Raw genomic sequence first — 23,125 nt, forward strand, 5'->3', positions numbered from 1 at the left:
TTAACTGGGGGATCATTACGCGGAGCAGTTCACGGGGGTAGTAACTTGCGCCTGGGCTGCGGGTCTGGTAGATCGGAGGTATGTCGCCCGCACCGCCGCTACCCCCGGATGTCTGGGACGCTGCCGGCCGAGCGCCAGCGAAAGGGCGTGGCATTGAACCTGAAGTTCGCCAAGTTCCCGGCGGCGAAGCCGCTGGAGGACTTCGACTTCAAGGCGCAGCCGGGGCTGGACCGCCGACTGATCGAGGACTTGGCGACGGGGCGGTTCATCTACGAGGGCCGCAACATCGTCCTGCTCGGGCCGCCGGGGCGGGCAAGACGCACCTGGCGATCGGCCTGGGGATCATGACGGCCGAGCGCGGGCATCGCGTCACGTCCACGACGGCGGTCGACCTCGCGGCGCGGCTGACCGAGGCGATGGACTCCAACCGCCTGCACCGGGCGACGCAGGTGATGACGCAGCCGAAGCTGCTGATCGTCGACGAGGTGGGGTACCTAGGCTTCGACACGCCGCAGGCGAGCCTGCTGTTCCAGGTGATCTGCCAGCGCGATACTAGAAGGAGCAGAGCGTGGTGCTGACGAGCAACAAGCCGTTCGGCGAGTGGGCGCAGGTGTTCGCCGTCCGCGGCGTTGGACCGGCTCCTGCACCGGGCGACGGTGATCAACATCCGCGGGGACAGTTACCGACTCAAAGACCGCCGCCGGGCCAAAAGCGCGACGAGGGGACGAATCGAGATCGGAGACGGACCCCGCGAAGTCAGCGACGCATGGTCAGAGGAGTGGGGCAGTTTCAGACGATCGAAAGTGGGGCAATTTCAGTCGATCGTTGACATTCGAGTTCGCCAACGACGACCACCGGACGCTGAAGTCGCACGCCTTGGGCAAGGACGGCGAGCGATATCCCTTCATGACGGCCCGATAGACCCGCAGGAAATGACGTCTCTGGCGGCCGCAGCAGAGAATCGTGCTCAGAGAAAGGCCATGCGCGAGCACACGGTCCCACCGGTCCTGAACGTCTCGGACATCGTCGAGAACTTCGCCAGGGGCAGCCCTCCTGCCTTCAGTAACTTATGCTCTGTCGATGCACCCCGCGGTGGTTGCCTGACTCAAGGCGTTGAGGGGACGATCGCGGCCGCCCGACGCGTCGCGGAGCGGCGAAATCCAACGTGCGGCCGACGAGATGGCGTAGCGGGTCAGGATCGTCAAGTGATTCCTGCCGTTTCTCATTAGCATCCCCATATCCGTCGATATCGAACGGCTGGCGATAAAGAGGGATAAGTTGCTCCGTCAGATGCTGGCTGCTGTCCCGATCTCCTACGTAGCGACCGAAGAGCGGGTATGCTCAACTCTATAGCGCTCAGGAAGCTACTGAAGACAGGCGAACTGAGGACGCGTGAATTGCACCCGTGTTCCAGATTCCGCAAATGATTTAACCGCATGCAATTGCGGAAACAGTTGGGTGGGGCTGTCGGACGGGTGCCGGGAGGACGTGGCATTCCGCGAGATTGTCGGGAAATGGCGTCGGCTGACGCCTTCCGTCAGGGCTTTGATCATGGAATTGGTGCGGGGCGTGTGACTCTCGGGGCGGGGGTTGGAGGCGAAGCGAATGGAACCCGGATCGAGGGAACGGCTCAGGCCGTTCTCGGGAATTTGATCCTGGCGAACCGGAACCACCCCGGACGACATGGGCTCAGCTCTTCCGTACGTAGCGCATCTCGAGCGGGCTCCACTCAGCCTCCAACATGAGTCGGTTCAGGTCTTCCATGGCATCCGGCTCCTCGGCTCCACACGGCACCCAGCCGCGGCCTGGGACGAGTTTGGCGAACCAGCCGAATTCGATGCATTCGGCAACGCCGGGATAAAACCCAGACCAATTCAGCCGGACGGCCTTCTGCTCGGCTGTGCAAGGGCACGACAGAACCTTCCCTCCGCAGTTCGGGCACTGCTCGAGGTCACATCGCTTCTGGTGCAACGCCCCAGGCGAGACGCCGCAGTCGGGACATTTTTGAATCTTATCAGCCATCGCCAATCCTTCTCACCGTGCTGGCCATCCGCCGGCATTCTGGGCTTCCCGGACTCGGCAGGCCCAGATACACCTGTGCAGATTTTAGCGGGATCGAAAGTCAAGGAGAACCACTTCGCTCGGTTTGCGCGCATGCTTGCATCGATCTCTCGCAGCTCACACTGAAACGGTCTCGTCGGACGGCCCGTGGAGTTGGCCGACGTCGGTGGGGTGAGGAGGCAGGCGGTCGAGCACATGGGGGATGCCTAGAAGGTCGGCCGGCGGAGCGCAAGCGCCCACGTCAACTCGGCTTGCCCTTTGGGTTAGCCGACTGCCACTTGGCCAGACGACTTCGATTTCCCTCCGTTAGCCGTAACCTCTGAATCGTCGGCATGCCCCTTCGGGATGATGACCGGCTCGCAGGCCAGGCTCTTCCGGAAGGCTGCCCCTAGGTTGACGGTCTGGCCCCGAAGCGCCTCCCAGCATCGCTTAGCCTTGCACCACTCGCCGATGTTCTGCCCCCCGGGAGGCGACGTGATGCACTGCTGGGCCGCGAGGCCGATCCTCGCGATAGCCTGCTCGACTGGCTCGCTCAGCTCCTGCTCTTTCCAGATCCTGTCGAGGTCGAGGCGGCCCCCCGTTGAGTGGGCGAGGTAGGCGATCGAGTAGGTCACGATGTTCGCCTTGTAGCCGCCGAGGTCGAGGCCCTGGATGATCTGGTCGGTGCGCTTGAACAGGATCGCGAGGGCGACGATCCGGTTGAAGTCACGCGTCTCAACCTTGTCCCAGGCCGCCACCCCGCGCGCCGCGGACATGAACTGGAGGAAGTTCTTCTGCGCGCCCAAGCTCACGACGTGGGGCAGCTGGTGCCAGGAGTTAAGGAGCTTCCCGATGTCAGTCTTGGAGAAACGCTGGGTCGGCGGGTAGAGCTCGCGGAACCGCTTCTTCCTCGCGAGCGTTCCCAGCCGCCCCTGTTCGTAGAGATACTGCCCACGCACCCTCTCGTAGAACCAGTAGGACTCCTGTCCCCCCGCAGGAGCCGGGGCCAGGGTCGTCCGCGACAGCTTTTCGATTCGGACGTGGAAGGCCTCGTTGGCCGCGAAGTCCGCCTCGCTCACCTTGTTTTGGCTGTTCGCGTACTGCGAGATCAGCGGGACGACGCCCTCGACGGCCTCCTCCGGGACGACGGTCAGCTTGGTCTGCACCATGACCCCGTCCAGCTTCGCCCCGTCCTTGAAGCGGGCGTGGTGTATGGTGGCGGTCGTCTGCCCGCCATTGACGATCTGGAGGTTTCGGATGTGGGTGATGGCACGTCCGCCGCCCGGGACCTCGACCAAGGTGACCGCGTCCGCCACGGCGGAGATTCCGTTGTTGAACGCCAGGAACCTCTGAGGCTCGTTGATCAGCGTCCGCCTGATGCCCTGATTGACCTTGCCTCTGATCTGCAGGAACGCCCGGACGTTCCGCTCGAGCATCCGAAGACCATGCGTCTCGTACAGCTCGGACAGGATCTCGCCGGGGAGGTAGGTCAGGTAGACCGCGCAGTCGCCCGCCGCCCCGGGGGTGACCAGGCAGGGCAGGTTCTGGCCGAACTGCTTCTTGAGGTCGATCTCGATCGGCTCGGCCTGGCTGCCCGAGGTCTCGAAGCGATGGAGCCTGGTGATATCCCAGATCTCGCAACTCAGCTTGATGCCGGCAAGCCGGTCGTCGTCCGATTTGGCCGACATTCCGTACTTGGTGAGCTTGACCTGTCCGTCGGTGAACAGGAAGAGCCGTACTTTCTCGAGCGACTTCCGGTGCTGGTAGATCCGGTGCGCGACGGCGTGCAGCTCGGAGGATTGTTCCAGAGTGCGGTGCAGGCCGTCGAAGCACTTGCCGAGGAACGCCGCGAGACGCCGGAACTGGGCGTCGACCAAGTCCTTGCCGACCGTCGGCGGCGGGCTCCCCTTCGCGTGGATGCAGGTGAACAGGTCGAGTCGCCCGTCGTCCTCGCTCAGGTGATACCCATTCACCTCGATCCCGCGCGCCTTGTGGTAGCAGTCCTCGCCGCCATCCAGCACGCCCAGCCCCTCAAGCCGCTCGATCATCACGCGGGTGAACGTGTTGATCCAGTAACCCGACCCTTCCGCCGAGGTGGACTGGTCATCGACCTGCAGGCGCAACTCATCCGCATATTCCTGCAGGCTCACGTCCACCTTCATGGGCCGGCCCCCGTTATCGTGCCGATCACCGTCGCCTCATCGACCCGGTGACGCATACACTCTGCCACGCTTATGGAATAACGTACCGCGCCGACGCCGACTTTCAGGCCGGCCTCGACGATCCGCGGGAAATCGCCCGCCACCTGAAAATAGTTCGCGGCCCTGATCGCGTAGCCGGTTTCGAGATACTGGGGCGAGTGCGCGTCCAGGTAGCCGGCATCAATCAGCCGACTCTCGAACGATTCCGATGGCAGGGCCTCACCGGCGAGCGAAGCCCTGACGGCGGCGACCAGCGCAGGAAGCGTCTCCGCGCCACTTGGCCGTTCCTCCAGGGAGAGGTGCAGGACGAAGAGCAGCCCCTCCGCGTCGAGCTGCCTCTCGCTAGCGATCTCGAGCACCTGATGAAACTTGGCGGTCGTCGACTTCACTTCGACGGACGACTCGGAAAACTGGAAGTCCTGGTCGGCGGCGAGCGGCCCCCTCCAGGCGTCGACCGCCACTCTTGCATCGATGCTGCTGCCGAGCAACGTCTGGAGGAATTTCAGCTCGCCGAAGAGGCCCTGCCGGGCTGGAGGCGCGAGGCCTTCGGGTGCCGTCCGATCCAGGAACTGCTGCCACTTGCGCAGCCTCGCCACGAGTGCCTCGGCGGCAGCCGGGCCGTCCGCGGCGCGCCCCAGATGGCGGGCGAGGTCCTCGCAAACGACGGTGTAGATGTCGGCGTACCGCGACTCAATCAGGCGCACGGCGACGGTCGCCTGTCCTGCCCTGGGTTTGGCCATCGAGATCTGCGATACCTCGATCCCCGCAGAACGGGGGAGTTTCCCGGCCCTCGCGAGCGGCCCGGACGGCACGCCGACCAAGAGGACGCGATTCCCCGCGGGAAACTCGATCGCCGCGCGCATGTCGCACGGGGAGTCGATCCCCACCCGGCGGGAGAGGTAGCCGGCCTCCGGCCTCGCGGGGTCGTTAGAGATCTCCTGCCATAGCGTCTCGAGGCTCATTCCTCGCCCCCGAATTCCTGGGCGAAGTAGACGTTGTTCACCCGGTACCTGAGGCGCTCGGTCCGGGAACCACCCGGGAAGCTGATGGCGAACCCGATGGGGATCTCCTCCACTGCTGCCGGGCCGGGTTCGAGCGGGTAGATCAGCAGCAGCCCGCGGGTCACGGGTCGGCGGTCGCGGATCTGGACACCGCCCGGCACGTCCGGCTCCTTCTTACCGTCGGCTGACCGGTTCGGGTCGGCTCCCCAGGCCTGCCGGGTCGCGTCCAGGGCTGCTGCGATGTCGGCCTTCGTCATGTCGAGCGTTTCGTCGGACGGGCTCACGAGGCGGCGGATCGTGTAGCGAGCCCTCTCATCGTCCGCCTTAAAATCCTGTCCGATGTGCTGCCGCTTGATCAGGCCGACGCGGTGGCCGCCAATCTCCCGCTGTTCCGCCTCCTTCTGGCTGCTGGAGATGAGCGCGACGGTCCACTCCGTCAATTCGTCTTCCCTGAGGCAGTTCTGGATGTAGGAGCGGATGAGCGGGATGCGGACCTTGTCGACGTCGTTGGGGACCCTGAACCGGCCCAGGAAGTCGTCCAGCACCCTCTCGGTCGGCACGCCGTCCCAGATGAGCGTGGCGAGCGGCTTCTTGTCCGTCCGTTCCCGCGGCTTGCCGAGGCTAGCGACGAAGTCCTCGACCGCACTCCTGTTCCGAGCCAGGGTCGGCCGGTCCCTGAAGAGAGAGATCGTCTCGCTGATGCCGCCCGAGTAGGTCAGCTCCATCTGAACGCCATGCCGCATCTTGACGCCGCTGGTGATGAGCAAGTCGGGGTGGCACCGGACTCGGTGTCCGTACTGTTCCGGCGTGGAGCGGGCGAGGGCCATCTCGTCGAAGCGGCTCCTGAGTTCCTCGCTCGCGATTGAGATGTGCTCGTACCAGCCGATCAACTCGTCCGTGGTGTAAAGGCGGCAAAGGTCGAGATAGCCGGGACGGTACCCGAACCAGCGGCCCATTTGCATAAGGGTGTCGTACATCTTGGTGGAGCGCAGGTAGTAGCTGACGCTCAGCCCCTCGAGTGTTAACCCGCGCGACAGCTTGTCGCCGCCAATGGCGATCACGCTCAGGCCCTGCGAGGCGTTGGCGGAGTAGTCGAGGATGTCCCCGGCCATCCCGTTCACGACACGGACCTTGATCCACCGGGCCGCGTCCTGGAGGTGGGCCTCGACCTCTTCCCACACCAGAGCCTGGTACTCGTCCTCGCCGGAGAGGCGCGTAGCATTCATCCGGTCAGTGGTCGGCTCGAAATCACGCTCCCATAATGCCTTCAGCTGCGGCATGAGAGCCTCGCCCGCCGCGCCTTGGCCGCGCCTCAGCACCTGCTCGATCCAGGTCATCTCCTCAGCGATTTGCCGTGAGATGGTTTCCTGGACGTTTGTAAATTTCGTGACATGGACCAGCATCGAGCTGTGCTTCATCGCCTGCCCGCGGGCGCGCCGGGCGGCACAGACAAGCACGAAGGCCCGAATCGCCTCCTTGAGCGTATCGGGGAGTTCCCCGGGTACATGACCATTCTTGTGTTTGTCCGGAACCCATCCCTGATAGTCGGCGATTGGGCGAATGATCGGCAGGGGTTCCCTCTCTTCCAGGCCGGCCTCCGGGTCGGCGTCGTGGCCGAATACCCGGGCCGGGCCGACGTAGTTGGAGGGGGCCGGCATGTTCTTGATGAAGCTGCGGGGGAACAGGTCCTCGCCGTGCTTCGCCGTCTTTCCCTTCTCGTGGATGAAGATGTTGGCGAACGGCGTCGCCGTGTACCCGATATATGCAGTCTGCTCGAAGTGGTACAGGAGCTTCCGTATCAGCCCGTTGATGGCTTTCGGGTCGTGATCGGGGTCGGGCTTCCCGTCCTCATTGATGTTGCCAACGCCGGTGTCTACGGACGCGTAATCCGCCTCGTCATCGATCACGATGAGGGGCACGCCACGCACGAGCTTCCTGCCCTCGGCCCCCGGGGTGGCATAGAACTCCACCCAGCGCAGCAGGTTCTTCAGCACTCCGGCGTTCTTCTTGACCACGAACAGGAGTGGCTTCCCGCCCGGCTGAATCTTGAACCTGTCGGCCACGGCCCGGTTGAAGTCCCCATTCTGGGAGCTGTTGGTGATGGTGTCCGGCGCGGGGCAACTGGGGTCCAGGTTGCCGACCCCGACCAGCTTCATGCCCCCCTCCTGGAAGATCTGGCTACTCTCGTAGCCGAGGAACCCCTCGTCGAGGCGGAGCTGCGTCTGGCTGCGGAGGTTGTCGTGCCCGCCGGCGAGGACGACGATGAGCTTGTACCCCGCGTCGGCCGCCTTGCAGATCAGCCCGGTGTAGTGGGCCGTCTTCCCCGACTGGACATTGCCGCAGATGAGGCCCCGCCGATCCCATGCGCCTGGACGGGCAGGGTATTCGATCCAGCCGAGTACCTCTTCGATAAGCTTGTCCGTTCGGTCAATGACCTTCGGGGGCCAGTTCGCCTCCTCCTCGAGGAGCCGGGCGTACCGCTTCCAGTACCGCCAGCCCGTGGCGGCCTCGATCTCGGCATGGCGGGTTTCCAGCCACGGCTCGTGGCCGGCCTGATCAACCAGGATCGCGCCAATACCTATGGTCACGTTGAAGAGCGTCTCAAGCTCCCTCACGAGCCGATCACGATCCTCATCGTCCAGCGGTACCAGTTTGCGTGCCTGCTCAACCTGCTCCCGGATGCAACCATCGGGGAGCGGGCGAGGAGCGGACTTGAGGAGCACCTGCGCCACCTGCCTGACCTGCTCGTACGGTGTCGTCATGACCTGGTGCCCTTCTTTTTCACCGAGGCAGGAGGCAGGATCGCCTCGACCAGATGCCCGTGCTCTGCGAACGCCTCCATCCCCCGCAACCGCTCCGAGGCTTCGGAATCGGAGAGCCCCGCCGCTCGCAGGGCGGCGTAAACCTGCCGGATGACTCCCGAGATGTCCTTGTCGGGCGCCTTCTCGAAGGGCTGGGAGTGCGCATCGGGCTTCTCGGTTTCTTCGAGCCAGATCCTCCGGATCGGCACGGTCTCCTCGAGCAGCCTCAGGAGCGCGACAAGAGTTGGGCGGAGTTCCTTGGATTCGGCGAGGCATCGGGCGATCAGCGGGTGCTCACGGTTGACGACGTACCCGATTTTCCCCGCCCGCTCGGCCGCGTTCCAGACAGGATCGACCGGTCCGGTCCGTCGCGGCGCGGCTGCGCCACCGCGGTGCCGGTAGACCGCTACCGCCTTCTTGCGGACCCCCTCGGCGATCCAGCGGAGCCGCTTGCGAAGGTGCGCGGGCGGCCTCGCTGTCGACTTCTTGACGTCGATGTCCCACTCCCGGTCCGCGGCGTTGTTTATGTCGACCCGGATCCGTGCGAGCTTGTAATGTTCCTCCTTGGTGAAGCCCAGCCCCAGCCAGTCGCCGGGCACGAGGAGGCGGCGGTTCCGGTAGACGTAGAAGCCCTGCTGGGCGTTCCACCCCGCCGGCCCGCCGGCGGCGCGGTGGGCGTCCCTGGTCAATCGGTCGTGGTGGGGCAGAACGAACTCCTGTACCTCGACGCTGCCAGAAGAGGTCTCGAGCGTTTCGACCGGCCCGGCCTGGGTGGCCGTTTCATCCTCCAGGAAGGGGTCCCAGGGGACGACCCGCTCCCGTTCACCCTGCCCGTTGATGAAGAGCCTGATCGAGCCCTTCCCCTTGAGGTACCGGTGGAACACCATCCCGAGGTGCTCCTCGACATGCTGTACCAGTTCGAGGAATCTCTGGTGGTCCGTCTTGTTCGTGGTCTCGGTCCCCGTTACCAGCCTGTCCATCTGCTCCCACAGGACCACCGTCCCGTGTCGCAGCTTGCCGATCTGGGCCAGGCGCGGCATGGACCCCGAGGCCGCCTCGCGCAAAAGCTGCCAGTCGCGGACCTTCTGGACGTGATCGAGGTCCCACCTCCGGACGGCGGGCTGAGTTCCATCAGTCGTGCTGGCGACGGTGAGGCGGCGGCACTGGGAGAAAGAGGCGGTCTTCAGGCCCAGTCCGAAACGGCCGAGATCGCCTGGAGTCCTCGGGGCCAGCGGGCTCCGGCTCCCGGCGCGCATCGCATTGACCAGATCGGCTTCCGCCATCCCGGCACCGTCATCGGCGATCGCCACATGCGATTCCGGGCCGTTCCAGAAGAACGTGAGCCATATATTCCTGGCCTCGGCCGAGATGCTGTTATCGACCAGATCCGCTATCGCGGTGGGGAGGTCGTAACCGAAGGCGCGCAGCGACTCGATCATGGCCGCCGCATCCGGGGCCACCAAGTCGTAGCCAGGTTTCGCCGACCGGGAACCCCTTGGCATCGCCTCGGTCTGTTACTTTCCAGCAGCACATGGCCGGTTTAGACGTTCAATTCAAGCAGGTTTGGGTGATCGCGCCAATGAGCTCGCATACCATCATCTCCGCCGCAAGTTCAGTTCTGCCACATGGTCCGGATTATTCGGATTCTCCTCCCCTTCCAGCGTCTTCCGGCGACCTCGCCGGCTCGCCTAGCAGGCCCAGGACGGTGCGGGCGATGGCCCAGGCCATGAGCGGCGGCACGGCGTTGCCGATCTGCCGGTAGCAGTCGCCCATGTTACCCGAGAACGCGAAGCCGTCAGGGAATGATTGGAGACGAGCCGCCTCCCGGACGGAGACCGCCCGCTTCTGCGTCCCGTCGTAGTGGATGTGCGAGTAGGAGTCCTTCCCCAGGTGCGCCGTGACGGTCCAGGACGGCCCGCCCGGCACCAGCTTCCGCCACTTGTCGACGAACTTGTCCTCGGGATACGGCGGGAAGAGTTCTCGTGCGAAGCCGACCAGCTCGGGCGACCACTCCTTGAACGGCAGGCCGATGCTCCGGACTCGCTCGAACTCCTCCCGCAGGACGCGGAGCGCGTCGATTTCCTCCCCGCTCTCGCCCTCCAGCCTGTCCCGGAACTTGCAGCGCACCCTCTCGGTGGCGATCTCGATGGCCTCGGGATAGCGGTCTCCCGGCCGCATCAGGCCGAACGTCTCGTAGTCGCGTCGCGTCCGGCGGATGACGTGGTCGACGATCCCCTCTGGTCTCCCGAGTCCCGGCCAGGATCGCATTAGCCGAGCGTAGGCCGAGTGCGGCGGCCGGTCGTATGCCATGCGGCGCCGGAAATCGCCGCGTGGAAGGTGCCCCTCGCTGAGGTGGTCCTCCAGTCGCGGCAGGTCATCGAGCCCTTCGAACACTGAGGTGGCCGGGAAGCGGGCCTGCCCGTGACTCACGTCGAGGTCGTAGTGCATGACGAACGGCAGATAGGTCGCGTAGTGGGTCGTCCTCGCCGAGGCGGCGGTGGTGAAGTAGCCGGAGGGCATCACGCCGATGCGATGCGTCGCCGGAGGCATGGCTGGCCGAGCAGCCAGGTCCTCCCTGACCCCAGTGAAGAACAGCCGCTCCCGGAACTGGGGTACGCCATACCACACCGCGTTCAGGACGGCATAACCGACGCGGTAGCCGGACTCGGCGAGGTCGGCCCCGATCTCCTCCGCGACGTTCTGGCCGCCGATGGAGAGCATCCCCGGGACGTTCTCCATGACGAACGCCTTGGGCTTCCAGCGGCGCACGGCCGACAGGAAGATCTTGTAGAGCTCGTTCCGCGGGTCCTCCTCGAACCCTTCCTCCCTCTGCCCCTCGTCGCGCAGGGAGTCGAGCTTGGCCCGGCCGATCCGCGAGAACCCCTGGCATGGCGGGCCGCCGATCACGATATCGACGTTCTCGACTCCCGGGATGCCGTCCAGGTCATACGAATGGAGGTCGCCCTCCCCGGGAGACGGTACAACCGGTGGGGCCTCGGGCTGCAGGCGAGTAAAGTTCTCCAAGAAAGTTGCATTCGCCGAGTCGTCCTCATCGATGCCAGCGAGGATTCGGCACCCGGCCGCCTGGAATCCGAGGGACATCCCGCCTGCGCCGCAAAATAGATCGATTACGACAGGTCCGCCTACCGGCATGCCATGAATCCGTTCCCGAAGTCGGCGGGGCGTGAGGTGCACGTCGTGCGCGAATCCTGGACCCCGTCGGAATTGGTGGATTATACCCCCAAATCGCCTTGCGGTCGGGATCACGCGTATCCCGTCGCCCGGGAACGCTTTCTGGAAAACGTGACGAGGAAATTGGCGCCACGCCTGCGAGCGTCCGTCATCAGGACGATCGTGCCGCCGTGTGCCTCGACCATCTGCCGGGCGATGGTCAGCCCCATACCCCGGCCGCCTTCCTTGCTGCTGAACAGCGGGTCGAAGATTCGCTCCGCCAGCTCGAAGGGAACGCCCGGCCCACCATCGGAGAAGATCATCTCGCAATGGTCTCTCGACCCTTTCAGCGTCAGCCTGATCCTCGGCCCTTCCTCACCCCGGCTCCAGTCGAGCGCATTCGAGATCAGGATCTGGAGCAGGCAGCAGAGATTCTCCGGCCGCATCTCGGTCCGCAGGAGATCGGTCTCCTGAATCACCAGCTCCATCTCGGCGCCGTGGGCGGCGAGGAGGGGTTCGATGAGCTGCCGGAAAGCCCGGGTCTCCGCGACCAGGTCGATCGCCCGTCGCCGCTCGGAGCCGCCGGTTGCAGCGGTGATCACGCGGAGGGTCTCGTCGATCTTGCCTAGCGAGGCATCGAGGCCTGAGATCGAATCGCGGACCTCCGGGATTCGCCGGTGGTGGAGGACGGCCTTCAGCCGCTCCAGCTCGTCGCGAATTCGCTTCATCTCGTGGGGGATGACCGGAAGCATCCCGGCGGTCATCTGCCCGATCGCCGCGACGCTCGAAAACCCTTCGACCATGCGTTTGCGGTCGGTGACGTCCCGCAGGGCCCGTTCCTGGAGCCGGTGCCTGATGGCCCTGAGTTCCTGCCCGACCTCGCCGCCTGCCTTGCCTGCCAGCTTCTCCAGTTTCGCCGTGATGGAATCCACCTCGGCCGCTCGCTCCTCGCCGGGCCTCGTCCCCCGCTTCACCGGGTGGCGGATCGACTGGCGTTCCGCCTCGATGCTCTGGAGGACGAAGCCGGCGAGTCTGCGGAGGTCGTCCAGGGCCTGATTGTGGATCAGACCCTCGCGGTTGGTCTGGTCCATCAGGTCGGGGTTGCGGTCCCTCCCTATGTCGATGAAACCGATCACCTGATTGTTGCTGAGCTTCTCGACCGGGTTGTTCACCCGCCGCTGGTCGAGGCGTAGCCAATCGTCGTGGGGCTCGCCGTAGGGCCAGACCCGGAAACCATCGCGGTAGATACTGACCCCGGTCCATTCCCGCAGCCACGCCCGCACCTCCATGCGGGGGCCGATCCTGGCCAGAGACTCGCCCTCGAGGTCGAACGCGAAGATCCTGATCCTGACCGGCCCGCACGAGATTTCCCCATGGCCGTTCCACCGCTGTGCCACCGGGCGGCGGTTATTGAGCGCGATGGTGACGGTCTGCTCGCCGTCGAATTCCGCCTCAACGCGGTATGGGGCCTTCTCGAGAAAATCCTGGCGCAGCTCTCCCGAGTATTCCGGGAAGTCGTCGGATTCGATGTGAATGACGAACCTGTCCTTGTCCGTCCTGAACGGCGAGAGCAGGCGGGAAAGGCGTAGCGACAGCCGTCGGAACATACGCTCCGTCCACTGGGAGCGGAGCCCGCCCATGCGCAGCAACGTCCCGTGTCCATCGATCTCCCGAGCCTGCCGGACCTCCCAGCGGTTCAACACCTCGGAGAGCATAATCGCCTCGTCATCGTATCGGTCCCAGTCGACGACGGCGTGCACCTCCTCGGCGTGCCGCGGACACCGAGAGACGATGGTGAGGTTGCGAGCCAGCTTGTCGGCCGCGAACCGTCCGACCCCCTTCTCGCCGAGAACTCGCCGCCCGAGCCGCGTTACCTGCCTCCCCTTGCCGACCTTCGTGCTCGCAGCCGGCTCCATCCAGCGTCCTAGCAGCGTGTCCACGTCCATCCCGTGACCGTCGTCGCGGATGCTGATGAATCCGTCCGGGCCGGTCACGCCCTCGAACGAGATGGTGACCCTGTGGGCGTCCGCGTCGTGCGCGTTCTTGACCAGCTCGCTGATCGCCACGACCTCGTCGCTGATAAGCTCCTCACCTATGAGCTTGAGCAGGCGGGCGCGGGGCTGGAAGGCGATGCTGCCATTCTTGGCTGCGACACTCACGGGGTCAGCTCCTTTCGAGGGCGCGGCGGAAGCTGCGGGCGATCGCCTCGGCCAGCACAGGCGGGACCGCATTTCCGAGTTGGACCCACTGCTCGGACGGGGAACCGCAGAAGATGTATCCGTCGTGGAACGACTGGACGCGGGCCGCCTCGCGGAGGCTGATGGACCGCACCTGGGTGGGATGGATGTAGCCGTTGCCGTCCTTCGCGAGGTGCGCCACGATCGTCTTGCACGGTCGGTCGCCCCGGAGCCTCGCGTACTTGTCGTCGAACACGTCCCGGCGGTAACGCATCAGGTCGCTGCGACCGTGTCTTTCGAGGGCGTGGATGCTGTCCTCGCCAGGCCGGAGCATGGCGTAAAGTTCGAGGTCGTTCGGGTTGTGGTAGCGGACGGTGTGCTGATACAGGAGGCGAGACGCGCGGAGTATGCCGAATTTCGTGAGGTAACGGCGGAACCGCGGATCGGTCAAGGCATGCGGCGTCGACCAGCCCTCGGTCGACTTGCCCTCCCCTGCGGCCCGCTCCGGCAGGTCGAATATCGCCTCGGACAGGCCGACGGGAGGTAACGCGTCATGGTCGAGGTGCTGACTGCGAGTGTCCTGGTAGTCCGCCGTGGGCACGAGCGGCATGACCTTCAGGCGGGAGGCAACGAGAAACATCCGGATGCGGTCCTGCGGCACGCCGAACGCTGAAGCGTTCAGGCGCCAGACCTCGGTCTGATAGGTGCCTTTCTGTTCGAGCAGTCGTGCCGCCGTGTCGAGGAAGGAATGGTCCTCACGCTTCGCGGACTTCATGCCCGGCACGTTCTCCATCAGGAAGAGCTTCGGACGGAGGACCAGCGCGGCCTCGACCATCGTTTCGTACAGGTGGTTACGGTCGTCATCCTGGGGGCGATAACCAAGAAGCGATTTCTTCGAGCGGAATCCGACCGAAGAGAACCCCTGGCAAGGGGGCGCACCAGCGAGGACGTCGAGCGACTTCCCGGCCAGCCGCTTCAGGTCGCCCGTCGCGAGGGTGCGGATATCCTGCTCGATCACCCGCTCGTCCGGCACGCCAGGGTGGTTGAGCCGATAGGTGCGAGCGGCCATCTCGTCCATCTCGACCGCCGCGAGCGTCTTGAAGCCCGCCCGCGAGAAGCCTTCCGAGAGGCCTCCGCCCCCGGCGAACAGATCCATGACCGTGGGCGACTCCGCCGCCATGGCACGCTCCGACTCGGCCTTGCGGTAATACTGGCAGAGGTTGCGGATCTCGCAGGTGCCGCAGAGCGGCTTCGGGCTCCTGCAGACGGTCCGCCCGTGCTCGACGAGGTTGACGTGCAGGGAGTAGCGGAGGTTGGGTGGGATCAGATCCGCGAGTTCACGCTGAAGCTTCTTGTGGTCCAGACCGTCTAGGGAGAGCCCCAACTCGCGGTAAGGGCCGATCCGGCTGAGAACCCGCCCGACGTGCGTGTCAGCCGGGAAGACCAGACGACCAAAGGCGTACATCATCACGCAGTAGGCGCTCTTCCGCTGGATCTCGGGCAGCTCGCAAAGGAAGGCCTCGAGCCTCTCGTCGGACCAGTCGCGAGCTGGCTCCAGCGTGCAGGAACCGAAAGTCTCCCGGAGCTTGCCCAGCGCGGAGTAGAGCGCGAGAGTCTTCTTCCCCGACAGGCCGCCCGAATAGACGAGCCGCTCGACCTCGTCCCGCGGGGCGTCTAGCATCTGGTCCCAGGTCGGGAACCGGCGTTTCAATGACTCGAAAGCCGTCTGGTAGGCACCTTCCCGGGTGTGCCGAGCGAGCAGGATGTAGACAAGCTCGTCGGTGGGATCCTTCTTGTTGCCGAGGTCGGGCGAACCGTAGAGCTCGGCGAGGATTCGGGCTACCTCGCGAAGATGGCTGATGCCGGAATCGAGTCGCTCGGTCAGTTGCTCCGACGGGAGCCCAGAGGTGAGCGTGAACCGTCCGGGCGTTTCGAGGAGCTCCTTCAGGAACCGCTTCCTCCAGCGGACGACCTCGGAAGGGAAGGCGCGAATGCGATTCCAGAAATCGCGGCGCTCGCTCGGGTGCGGGGTCCAGCCCGAGCGGTCGGGGGCCACGGGCGTGCAATCCTCCTCGGCGGCCGAGGCTGCCTCCACCTCCGCTGATTGATTTGACGGACCAGCCTTCTTCATCACCCATCCCAATCCAGGACAACCATTTCGGGCGCGAACCGGTAACGCCACCCGATTCACGGGCTCGTCGCAGCCCCACGGCTCGGTGGGCGACCGATGTCCCCGGATCGACCGCCGCCACCGTTGTTAACCGCATTCTCGCAGGGATACGGCCCCACCGTCCAGGCCGCACCGGCGGAGATCCCACCAGGAACATTCTGCGCCTGTAGACGCCGGTTGCGGTCGTGGCGATGTCCTGCGGACGGACGATTCTGAGGAAGCGGCCACGAAACGTTATTTGTCTGCGGGACCAGATTTTCTGATTGCAACAGTGATTCTTTATGTGGTTATTAAGGCGATTCACGCGATGGCGTCCCGTCCCTGCACTGCGATTTCGTACACCGCGCTCGCTCACGACGTGTCGTGGATTCGGGTAAAATCAATCCGACGATAATCGATCAGCCGGAAGGAGGACGCCATGACCGAACAGGCAGCCAGATCGCTCGCCGTCACTGTGGGTGGCGAGGCCGTCTTCCCGATGCCGGGGAACCGCTTCTGGGGTGTGAAGATCGAGCGATTCGACGGACAGCTTGCGGCCATCGAGGATAACGCCGGCTGGGCCTACCGCGACTGGGTCGGTGAACTTCGACTTCGTCACGGGATCGACCTTGCCCTAGAGGACCGATTATTGCCTTGCCGGTCTCAAATGCGATGAATTCGATTCCGGGGTCGAGCGAACCGGCCCAGGCACTAACATAGCCTTTGGCGCCATCTACGGGGTAGGTCACGGCGGGGGGCTTTGATAGTCGGAGCTCACGTCGCCCCATCACTCTCCAAGGTCTCGCCAGCAGAAGCGGATCGACCTTCATTATCTTTCTGCTTTTCTTTCAGAAGAGATTTTCTAATCTCGGCGACTTCTCTCTTGATCTCGTCCGTCCATTCGACATATCTGGCGACACCACCTCGATCGAGCGATTCCAGGTCTAGCTCTGGAAAGTTATCTCTTAGATACGCATTCAACTGCTTGAACGACTCATAGGCCAATTTAACCCGCTTGTGAAATCGCGGATATCTCTTATCGAAATCGGTTGGTTCGCGACTCCAGTGAACGCGGCGTGCGATGCCGGTGCTCAGAGGATCCTCAAAAAACCCCGCCGAATCCTCCTGGGTTTGCAACCAATACTTGAAGAAACCATCAACCCTCGCCTTTAGCTGTTGATCATAAAAATGAATCATCGCCGATCCCACATACTTCTCAGCAGGCTCGACCTCTGTGAGAATATCGTAAATCCACCTATCCTCGTTTGCTTCCTCTAGGAAATGACTTACCAATGGCCTAGGCATTAATCCAAACAGCACAGTTAGGGTTTTCAAGTCTGACTTACGCCGGGTCTCATCGAGGGCATCAACACTGATAGCGGGCGGGTGAGCTTTCGCCGATTCTGATCGAGGCGATTTCTCGATAAGCACAAACGATTTCAAGGCCTCAGCTACAAATGCGGCCGCGTTCGCGGCCGCTTTCGCCTGACGTTGATTCTTCCTCAAGTTTTTCTTGCCGTCCGCCCAATCGCATATCGCTTTGATGACAATCCAATCGACTTTATTCTCCTCGCACGCAATATAGACCCCTGCTCCTTCCATCTCTCCGCCGATCGCCTCGCCCTCATACTTCAGGAGTTCGTTTCGATAGTCGATGTTGTCGATCAATTTGTCGCCCGTTAGGATTAGACCTGCCTTGGCTTTAGCCCCTTCCCATTTGAGCTGATTAAAGTTCTCGAAGAAATTTATCAGTCGAGTCGAGGCGTGGGGTTTGTCGCCCCTAGGTACAATTTCTTTTCCTTCTTCTGTCCCGACTCGTCGGAGTTCGTAAGTCCACAACTGCGATGAAATGAGAATGTCGCCGATTTTCTGCTTCTTCTCGTCGACGCCAAATGCAATTCCTACGGCGATAACGACCTCAGGATTGATCGTGTCGATCGCCATGTCAACTGATCTTTGCGAGCCTCCTCGGCCGCCAGAACCCATCTCTGTGAGCAGATGGAAAATACTGGCGCCATTTAGGGTGCCAAAATCGTTGTACACGCGTTTTCCTATGGTTTTCGGCGCATGGGGCTGTCCGGTTGCTAATGAGAGGGCTTTCGACAAAGCGGTGGTCTCATGCGGATTTACGGTCACGATTAACACGTCTGCGTACCGCTCGGCCATGTCCGTTCTCTCTTGGAGCCTGAGAATCGAAGGTTAGATCGGACAACAAGACTAATATGTTAGAAAGCTTTCGTCACGACAGCAACGCTCGGTTTTCCTAATCGTTTTGCCGGAAGCAGCTTGCGTCAGAGGCGGCCTCCGAGTAGTCCGCCACTACGGCAATGATGGGTAGGGCCTGTTGACGGATTATTCCGCAAGACCTTTTCGGGCATGACCTTACGGCGAGAGGCAAACTCGGTCGGGCCGACCGCCAATCTTGACTGCTACGGGATTTACGACCGAACCGTCAACAGGCCCTAGATTCGGTGGAGCTTGATGCGGGCGTCGGCGGTGGTGAACCGCCAGCGGGTCTCGACCCGGCGTTCGTTCCGCTCCTCCTCCCAGGCGGCGACCTCCCGCTCCAGCTCGTCCATCGACCCGATCCGGCGGTCGAGGCACTGGCGGGAGAGGACCGACAGCTCGATCTCGGCGACGTTCAGCCACGCGCCGTGCTTCGGAGTGTGGTGGATCTCCAGCCTCTCGGCGATCCGCCGGGCCTGTTCCGGCGGGAACGCCTCGTATAGGCTGACCTGCCCCGGGAAGTTGGACCGGCTAAACGAGAGTTTTTCGGTCGGACGAGGCGGTCTTCTTCCCGGCCGGGGTTGAGGCGAACTCCTTGGGGGCAGGTATCCCAAGGCGCTGTGCGGGCGGACTTCATTGTAATCGATCCGCCAGGCTTCCACCTTCTCCCGGGCGTCCTCCAGGTCGGTGAAGTAACCCTGGTCGAGGCACTCCTCCCCGACCCGACCGTTGAAGGATTCGATGAAGCCGTCGTCCGTCGGCTTGCCCGGCCGGCTGAAATCCAGGGGCACGCCGTTGAGGTAGGCCCAGAGGTCGAGCATCTTGCCCGTGAACTCCGGGCCGTTGTCGACCCGGAGTTCACTGGGGGCTCCTCGTCCCCGCGCGACCTCCGCCAGGACCTCGGCGACCCGGCCCGAGGTGAAGCGGACGCCGACGCGGATGGCTAGGCTCTCGCGCGTGAACAGGTCGATGACGGTCAGTACGCGGAGCTTGCGCCCGTCCGCGAGTGCGTCGCTCATGAAGTCCATCGCCCAGGCCTGATCGGCCGCCTCGACGGCTGGCCGGTCGTCGCGATGGCGAGAGCTCACCCGGCGCCTCGGGCTCTTCCGCCGCAACGTCAACCGCTCCAGGCCGTAGAGGCGATGGACCCGCTTGACGTCGACGGCCCAGCCCTCGCGAAGGAGCAGGACGTGGAGCCGACGGTATCCGTACCGCACGCGGTCCGTCGCCAGCTTGCGGAGCCGCATCCGCGACGCCTCCTGCGACTCGTGACGGGGCTTGTAGTTATGGGTCGCTCGCGGGAATTCGGTCGCCTCGCAGGGCCGCCGCACGCCGACGCCGTAGCGGACCGCGAGGTCCGCCACGATCGTCCTGCGTTGCGGCGGGGTCAGGCTTTTTCGCCGGGACGTCCCGGAGCGTCTTTTTGTCGAGGCTCAGGTCGGCGACGAGTTGCTTGAGCTTCCGGTTCTCCTCCTCGAGGAGCTGCAGCCGACTCACCTCGGGCGTCCCGAGCTCGCCGTACTTGGCCTTCCATCGGAAGAACGTGGCCTGGCTCACGCCCAACTTCCGACACGTGGCCTCGAAGCCCAGGCCGGCCTCCGCCTGCCTCAGCGAAGAGGAGCTGCTCCTCGTTGAACTTCGACTTCCTCATGGATCAAGGCTCCTTTTGGGGGAGCCTCATCTTTCCCGGGGGGAGGTCAAGTCTTCTCGCGAACGCCTGATGAGGGTTCTTGGACCTGGTGTCGCGTGGAGGGTTGATCGCCGCAGGCCGGTGCCTCCCTCGACCATACTGCCCAGGGTCGAAAATCTCCACCCGCGGGCCCTCGCCCATTCTTTCCTGTGAGTCCGTTCTCAGCGGCACGATCCCGCAGTAAGGGGATCGGAGGCGGAAACGGGCGGCGAGTGCGGGGGGCGTGCCCCGCGTCCGGCCCAGCGCCTCCGCTCCGGAGGTCACGTCGATGGCGAAGCGGAAGACGACTGTGAAAGAGGTGAAGGTGGCCGAGGTCGTGCAGCTCGTGGAGGTCGAGGAGGGGGCCTTCCCTCCTCCGGGCGAGGCGCCTACGGGGACCGATCCCTCGGCGGGGCGAGCCGAGGCCTTGCGGCGTGGCGACAAGGTGAGGATCGTTCGGAATGGGGTGGACGCCTCGAGACCGCATGTGGTCGTCGGCGTCGGCGCGAAGGGGAAGTTCCGGGTGGCACCGGAGGACGGTCCCGGGCATCTGTCGTTCCTCTGCCAACCCCGGCATCTGCTGACCATCGTCGAGCGGGCGCAGCCCTCGCGGAACGCCAAGCCCGCGAAGGACCGCACCGGGACGGGCGTCCGAAAGGTGGTCCACGTCCCCGGACGCGGCTACCTGGCGTTCATCGCCCGGGGCTCCAAGCAGACCCGCCTGGCGCCGATCCTCGGCGGGAAGGTGGGAGGACCCTCGGAGCTCTTCAACGGCTCCGTGACCGCCAGCGTCGTCTATGACCTGACGCTCCAGCTCCCCGAAGTGAGGCGGGCGATCCTCGACGACCCCGAGGGCGCATCCCCGCCCGATCACCTGCCGCTGGAGTTGGGTTGACTCGCCGTGGCGCCCGCGAGTCGTCTACCTCGCGGGTGCCGGGATGCAGCGTGTGAACAACGCGGACACCGGAGTCAGGACCGATGATGACCGAAGACATCGACGCCCCGGACGGGGGCGAAGGGCAGCCGTACGACCCGTCCGAGGAGGACCTGAAGTGGGCGGCCGAACACCTCAACGACGAGGACTGGTTCGCCGCGCACGGCGAGGTCCCGACCCCCGAGGACGGGGAGGTGGAGCTCGCCTACTACCAGGGGTGTCACCTCGCCGAATCGTACGGCGACTGGATGGGGCGCGAGGCCGAGCGGCTCGCGCGAGAGCTGGCGATCGACGGCGACGAGGACGAGGATGGAGACGAGGTGGTGCCATGAGCACAACGCCCCGCTTCGTCCTCGGGCGCGTGGTCGCGACCGCCGAGGTCCTGGAGGCCCTGAGGCGGGCGGACCAGGACCTCGGCGAGCTCCTGCGGCGTCACGCCGCCGGGGACTGGGGGGAGGTCGACGCCCACGACCGGCGCGAGAACGAGCTCTCCGTGCGTAACGGGTTCCGCGTCCTTTCCGCCTACACGCTCCGGACCGGAGTGAAGGTCTGGTTGATCACGGAGGCCGACCGCAGTTCGACCTGCTGCCTGCTGCCTTCGGAATACTGAACACCGAACGAGCCCCCGGGCGGTCGCGGCCCGGGGGATTTACACCGCGAGGAGGGCCGGGGCGATGCAGGTCCGAAGGGGATGGTACGCGCTCGCGGTCGCGAGCGACCTCGAGCCGGGCGTCGTGACCTACGTCGCGGCCGTCGGCGGGGAGACCGGCGACTCCGCGAAGTCGAGGCGGTTCGCCAGGCGCGGGGACGCACGAAAATACCTGAGGGATTGGCAGAGACGGTGGGGATGGTCGCGTTGCCGGGGCACGGGCGGCTTCGAGGTTCGCTATCCCGATGGGAGGATCGAGCTGGTGACCGTCAGGATCGTCGAGGTCATCGAAGCTCCGGATGAGATGAGGTCGAGGATTTGAGCTTCCACGGATAGGGGCGGGGGATCAGGGGATCGTCCCGAGTGCGACCGCGGGGCCCCTGCAGCCAGGGAGAGGTCGGTTCCGTGCGTGGTCGCCACCAGCCCGACGGCGAAAACTCTGATCCTGATCCGGCCCCGGTGGGGACACGACCCGCGACCGGTCCGATTTCGGGACGGGTGTTGCAGGCTTTGACCTGTAACTCTGGGAGGCTATCGCCTTGGAGCTGGGGAGGATTCCCGGGCCGTCAGGGTGAGGATGAGGATTGAGACGGCAGCTAGACGCGGATCGGGATGGGCCCCAGGATTAGATCGTTTCCCAGCTCTCGACAAGCTGATGCTAATGGAATTTGCGGGGATTATCGGGAAGAAGGGCAGATGGGGATCGGGCTAGAGAAGCGTCATTCTAGGCCGTGTTGACGGCTCAGGGGCCGATTCAGTAAGACTTTAAGGCGGATCGACAACCGGTTTGGAGCCGACCGCCATGCGATATCTCATCACCGACGAGATCTGGGCCGTCTTCGGCCCGATGGTCGAGAGCTGCCGCTCGAAGCTGGGCCCCGAGCCGGAGCTGCCCGACCGGATGTTCTTCGAGGCCGTCCTCTACTGGGCGAGGACCGGAGTCCCCTGGCGCGACCTGCCGGCGGAGTTCGGGGCCTGGGACGCGGTCTACAACCGGCTCCGCCGCTGGATCCACTCGGGGCGGCTCAAGAAGCTGTTCGACCTGATGGCCGAGCGGGCCGAGTGCGAGGACGCCCGCCGGTTGATGGTCGACTCGACGGTCGTCCGGGCCCATCAGCACGCCGCGGGGGGCGGGCGAAAAAAGGGGGTGCCGCGGCGCAGGCCCTCGACCGGTCCCGCGGCGGCTTCTCGACGAAGCTGATCGCCGTCGCCTGCGACGAGGACGGCGTCGTGGCGGTGGACGTCGCCGAGGGGCAGCGGAACGACGCCCCGCTGGCGAAATCCGTCCTGATCCAGGCCCGCGACGCGGTCGGCGAGGTCGCCGAGGTGCTCGGCGACAAGGGGGTCGACTCCGACGCGGTCCGCGACGTGGTCCTGGACGACCTCGACGCCCTGCCGGTGATCCCGAACCGGAGGAACCGCAAGGAGCCCTGGCCGTGGGACGACGAGACGCAGGAGATCTACAAGCAGCGGAACCGGGTCGAGCGGGCGTTCGCCAAGGCCAAGCAGTTCCGCCGCTTCGCCACGAGATATGAGAAGCTGAAGGATGTCTACCTGGGCGTGGCCCGCCTCGTCTTCGGATTCATCCATGTCCGAAAGCTCGCTCAATCCGTCAAGACGGCCTAGAGACGAGCCCGAGCGACGGCTGAATGCGCCCCGCCGTCAACGGCACGACCTTATCCCGGGCTACTCGATCGACCGCGTAGCGGCGGTTTCGTATGATACTACGCGTGGGTGACCATCTCGGCCGGGCGCACGCTCGTCGCCAAGCCTCGCTCCGTCGAATCCTTCGCTCGACAGTTTCGGCAAACTGCCGAAACCTCTGTCCGGTTGGAGCTTGGATCGACGAACGAGATTGCTGGCAGCAAGCTCGTCTTCCGTGCTTGGAACCGGCACCTCCCGTTGTCGGTCCATGGGGAGACCAGGGCAGCTGAAACCGTCTTTCGCTTTAAGGCGATTTTCGGGATAAGGCTCCCACGACCTTGCGACTTACTGGACTCATCGAGTCTAGTTACCAACACCTCAGACAACCCAAATTACGCAGAGTGCACAGTCTATGGGGGCGGATAGTCCGATTTTCCGTCTTTCTATCTGGCAGCCTGCTCGG

The 23,125-nt window shown here is 64.4% G+C and carries 14 protein-coding genes and 3 pseudogenes; 8 read left to right on the plus strand and 9 right to left on the minus strand.

Going from position 1 to position 23,125, the window contains the following annotated elements; all coding sequences use genetic code 11:
• The first annotated feature begins 108 nt into the window (after positions 1 to 108).
• Positions 109 to 1,229, plus strand: a pseudogene (locus VT85_RS29420) (ATP-binding protein).
• 1,095 nt (positions 1,230 to 2,324) lie between these two features.
• On the opposite strand, the gene VT85_RS23515 reads toward VT85_RS29420, so the two are convergent.
• From VT85_RS23515 to dcm, 7 genes are all read right to left on the minus strand, one after another.
• Positions 2,325 to 4,202 (minus strand): AIPR family protein, encoded by a 1,878-nt coding sequence (locus VT85_RS23515; protein ID WP_068420451.1) that lies wholly within the window; start codon positions 4,200 to 4,202, stop codon positions 2,325 to 2,327.
• The gene (locus VT85_RS23520; RefSeq protein WP_068420454.1) at positions 4,199 to 5,203 is read right to left on the minus strand and encodes a PD-(D/E)XK motif protein; all 1,005 of its coding nucleotides are present in this window, start codon (positions 5,201 to 5,203) and stop codon (positions 4,199 to 4,201) included. Before VT85_RS23520 ends, VT85_RS23515 begins: the two co-directional genes overlap by 4 nt.
• A complete protein-coding gene (locus VT85_RS23525) occupies positions 5,200 to 8,004 on the minus strand; it encodes a Z1 domain-containing protein (RefSeq protein WP_068420456.1) in 2,805 nt (934 codons plus the stop codon). Before VT85_RS23525 ends, VT85_RS23520 begins: the two co-directional genes overlap by 4 nt.
• Complete coding sequence (locus tag VT85_RS23530; RefSeq protein ID WP_197490966.1) at positions 8,001 to 9,482, minus strand: ATP-binding protein; 1,482 nt, start codon at positions 9,480 to 9,482, stop codon at positions 8,001 to 8,003. Before VT85_RS23530 ends, VT85_RS23525 begins: the two co-directional genes overlap by 4 nt.
• A gap of 196 nt (positions 9,483 to 9,678) precedes the next feature.
• Entirely contained in the window at positions 9,679 to 11,196 is a 1,518-nt protein-coding gene (locus VT85_RS23535; protein ID WP_082858838.1) for a DNA cytosine methyltransferase, read from the minus strand.
• Positions 11,197 to 11,306: 110 nt separating this feature from the next.
• Positions 11,307 to 13,373 (minus strand): ATP-binding protein, encoded by a 2,067-nt coding sequence (locus VT85_RS23540; RefSeq protein WP_068420464.1) that lies wholly within the window; start codon positions 13,371 to 13,373, stop codon positions 11,307 to 11,309.
• Positions 13,374 to 13,377: 4 nt separating this feature from the next.
• Positions 13,378 to 15,447, minus strand: coding sequence for a DNA (cytosine-5-)-methyltransferase (gene dcm, locus VT85_RS23545; RefSeq protein WP_068420466.1), 2,070 nt, complete (start codon positions 15,445 to 15,447; stop codon positions 13,378 to 13,380).
• Positions 15,448 to 15,979: 532 nt separating this feature from the next.
• On the opposite strand from dcm, the gene VT85_RS23550 reads away from it, so the two are divergent.
• Complete coding sequence (locus VT85_RS23550; RefSeq protein WP_068420468.1) at positions 15,980 to 16,216, plus strand: hypothetical protein; 237 nt, start codon at positions 15,980 to 15,982, stop codon at positions 16,214 to 16,216.
• A 98-nt stretch (positions 16,217 to 16,314) separates the two neighbouring features.
• On the opposite strand, the gene VT85_RS27080 is transcribed toward VT85_RS23550, so the two are convergent.
• Both VT85_RS27080 and VT85_RS23555 read right to left on the minus strand, forming a co-directional pair.
• A complete protein-coding gene (locus VT85_RS27080) occupies positions 16,315 to 17,706 on the minus strand; it encodes a hypothetical protein (RefSeq protein ID WP_082858841.1) in 1,392 nt (463 codons plus the stop codon).
• A 656-nt stretch (positions 17,707 to 18,362) separates the two neighbouring features.
• Positions 18,363 to 19,417, minus strand: a pseudogene (locus tag VT85_RS23555) (IS3 family transposase); the annotation flags it as partial.
• A 307-nt stretch (positions 19,418 to 19,724) separates the two neighbouring features.
• On the opposite strand from VT85_RS23555, the gene VT85_RS23565 reads away from it, so the two are divergent.
• The 6 genes and pseudogenes from VT85_RS23565 to VT85_RS27085 all read left to right on the plus strand — a co-directional run bounded on the left by VT85_RS23565 (position 19,725) and on the right by VT85_RS27085 (position 22,644).
• On the plus strand, positions 19,725 to 20,330 hold the full coding sequence (locus tag VT85_RS23565; RefSeq protein WP_156513054.1) for a hypothetical protein: 606 nt from the start codon (positions 19,725 to 19,727) through the stop codon (positions 20,328 to 20,330).
• A gap of 83 nt (positions 20,331 to 20,413) precedes the next feature.
• On the plus strand, positions 20,414 to 20,701 hold the full coding sequence (locus VT85_RS23570) for a hypothetical protein (RefSeq protein ID WP_068420470.1): 288 nt from the start codon (positions 20,414 to 20,416) through the stop codon (positions 20,699 to 20,701).
• Entirely contained in the window at positions 20,698 to 20,979 is a 282-nt protein-coding gene (locus tag VT85_RS23575) for a hypothetical protein (protein ID WP_068420474.1), read from the plus strand. Before VT85_RS23570 ends, VT85_RS23575 begins: the two co-directional genes overlap by 4 nt.
• Positions 20,980 to 21,043: 64 nt before the next feature.
• Entirely contained in the window at positions 21,044 to 21,340 is a 297-nt protein-coding gene (locus VT85_RS23580; protein ID WP_068420476.1) for a hypothetical protein, read from the plus strand.
• A 480-nt stretch (positions 21,341 to 21,820) separates the two neighbouring features.
• Positions 21,821 to 22,129: pseudogene (locus VT85_RS29715) on the plus strand (transposase); the annotation flags it as partial.
• Positions 22,081 to 22,644: an IS5 family transposase gene (locus VT85_RS27085; RefSeq protein WP_197490967.1), complete on the plus strand. Its 564-nt coding sequence runs from the start codon at positions 22,081 to 22,083 to the stop codon at positions 22,642 to 22,644. The pseudogene VT85_RS29715 and the gene VT85_RS27085, both read left to right, overlap by 49 nt.
• Positions 22,645 to 23,125: the final 481 nt, after the last annotated feature.

Origin of the sequence: Planctomyces sp. SH-PL62, assembly GCF_001610895.1 — a bacterium.
Taxonomy (GTDB): domain Bacteria; phylum Planctomycetota; class Planctomycetia; order Isosphaerales; family Isosphaeraceae; genus Paludisphaera.

Coding starts and splice junctions, on each gene's coding strand:
- VT85_RS23515 (WP_068420451.1), bottom strand. CDS start 4,202: ATGAAGGTGGACGTGAGCCTGCAGGAATATGCGGATGAGTTGCGCCTG.
- VT85_RS23520 (WP_068420454.1), bottom strand. CDS start 5,203: ATGAGCCTCGAGACGCTATGGCAGGAGATCTCTAACGACCCCGCGAGG.
- VT85_RS23525 (WP_068420456.1), bottom strand. CDS start 8,004: ATGACGACACCGTACGAGCAGGTCAGGCAGGTGGCGCAGGTGCTCCTC.
- VT85_RS23530 (WP_197490966.1), bottom strand. CDS start 9,482: ATGATCGAGTCGCTGCGCGCCTTCGGTTACGACCTCCCCACCGCGATA.
- VT85_RS23535 (WP_082858838.1), bottom strand. CDS start 11,196: ATGCCGGTAGGCGGACCTGTCGTAATCGATCTATTTTGCGGCGCAGGC.
- VT85_RS23550 (WP_068420468.1), top strand. CDS start 15,980: ATGACCGAACAGGCAGCCAGATCGCTCGCCGTCACTGTGGGTGGCGAG.
- VT85_RS27080 (WP_082858841.1), bottom strand. CDS start 17,706: ATGGCCGAGCGGTACGCAGACGTGTTAATCGTGACCGTAAATCCGCAT.
- VT85_RS23565 (WP_156513054.1), top strand. CDS start 19,725: ATGGCGAAGCGGAAGACGACTGTGAAAGAGGTGAAGGTGGCCGAGGTC.
- VT85_RS23570 (WP_068420470.1), top strand. CDS start 20,414: ATGATGACCGAAGACATCGACGCCCCGGACGGGGGCGAAGGGCAGCCG.
- VT85_RS23575 (WP_068420474.1), top strand. CDS start 20,698: ATGAGCACAACGCCCCGCTTCGTCCTCGGGCGCGTGGTCGCGACCGCC.
- VT85_RS23580 (WP_068420476.1), top strand. CDS start 21,044: ATGCAGGTCCGAAGGGGATGGTACGCGCTCGCGGTCGCGAGCGACCTC.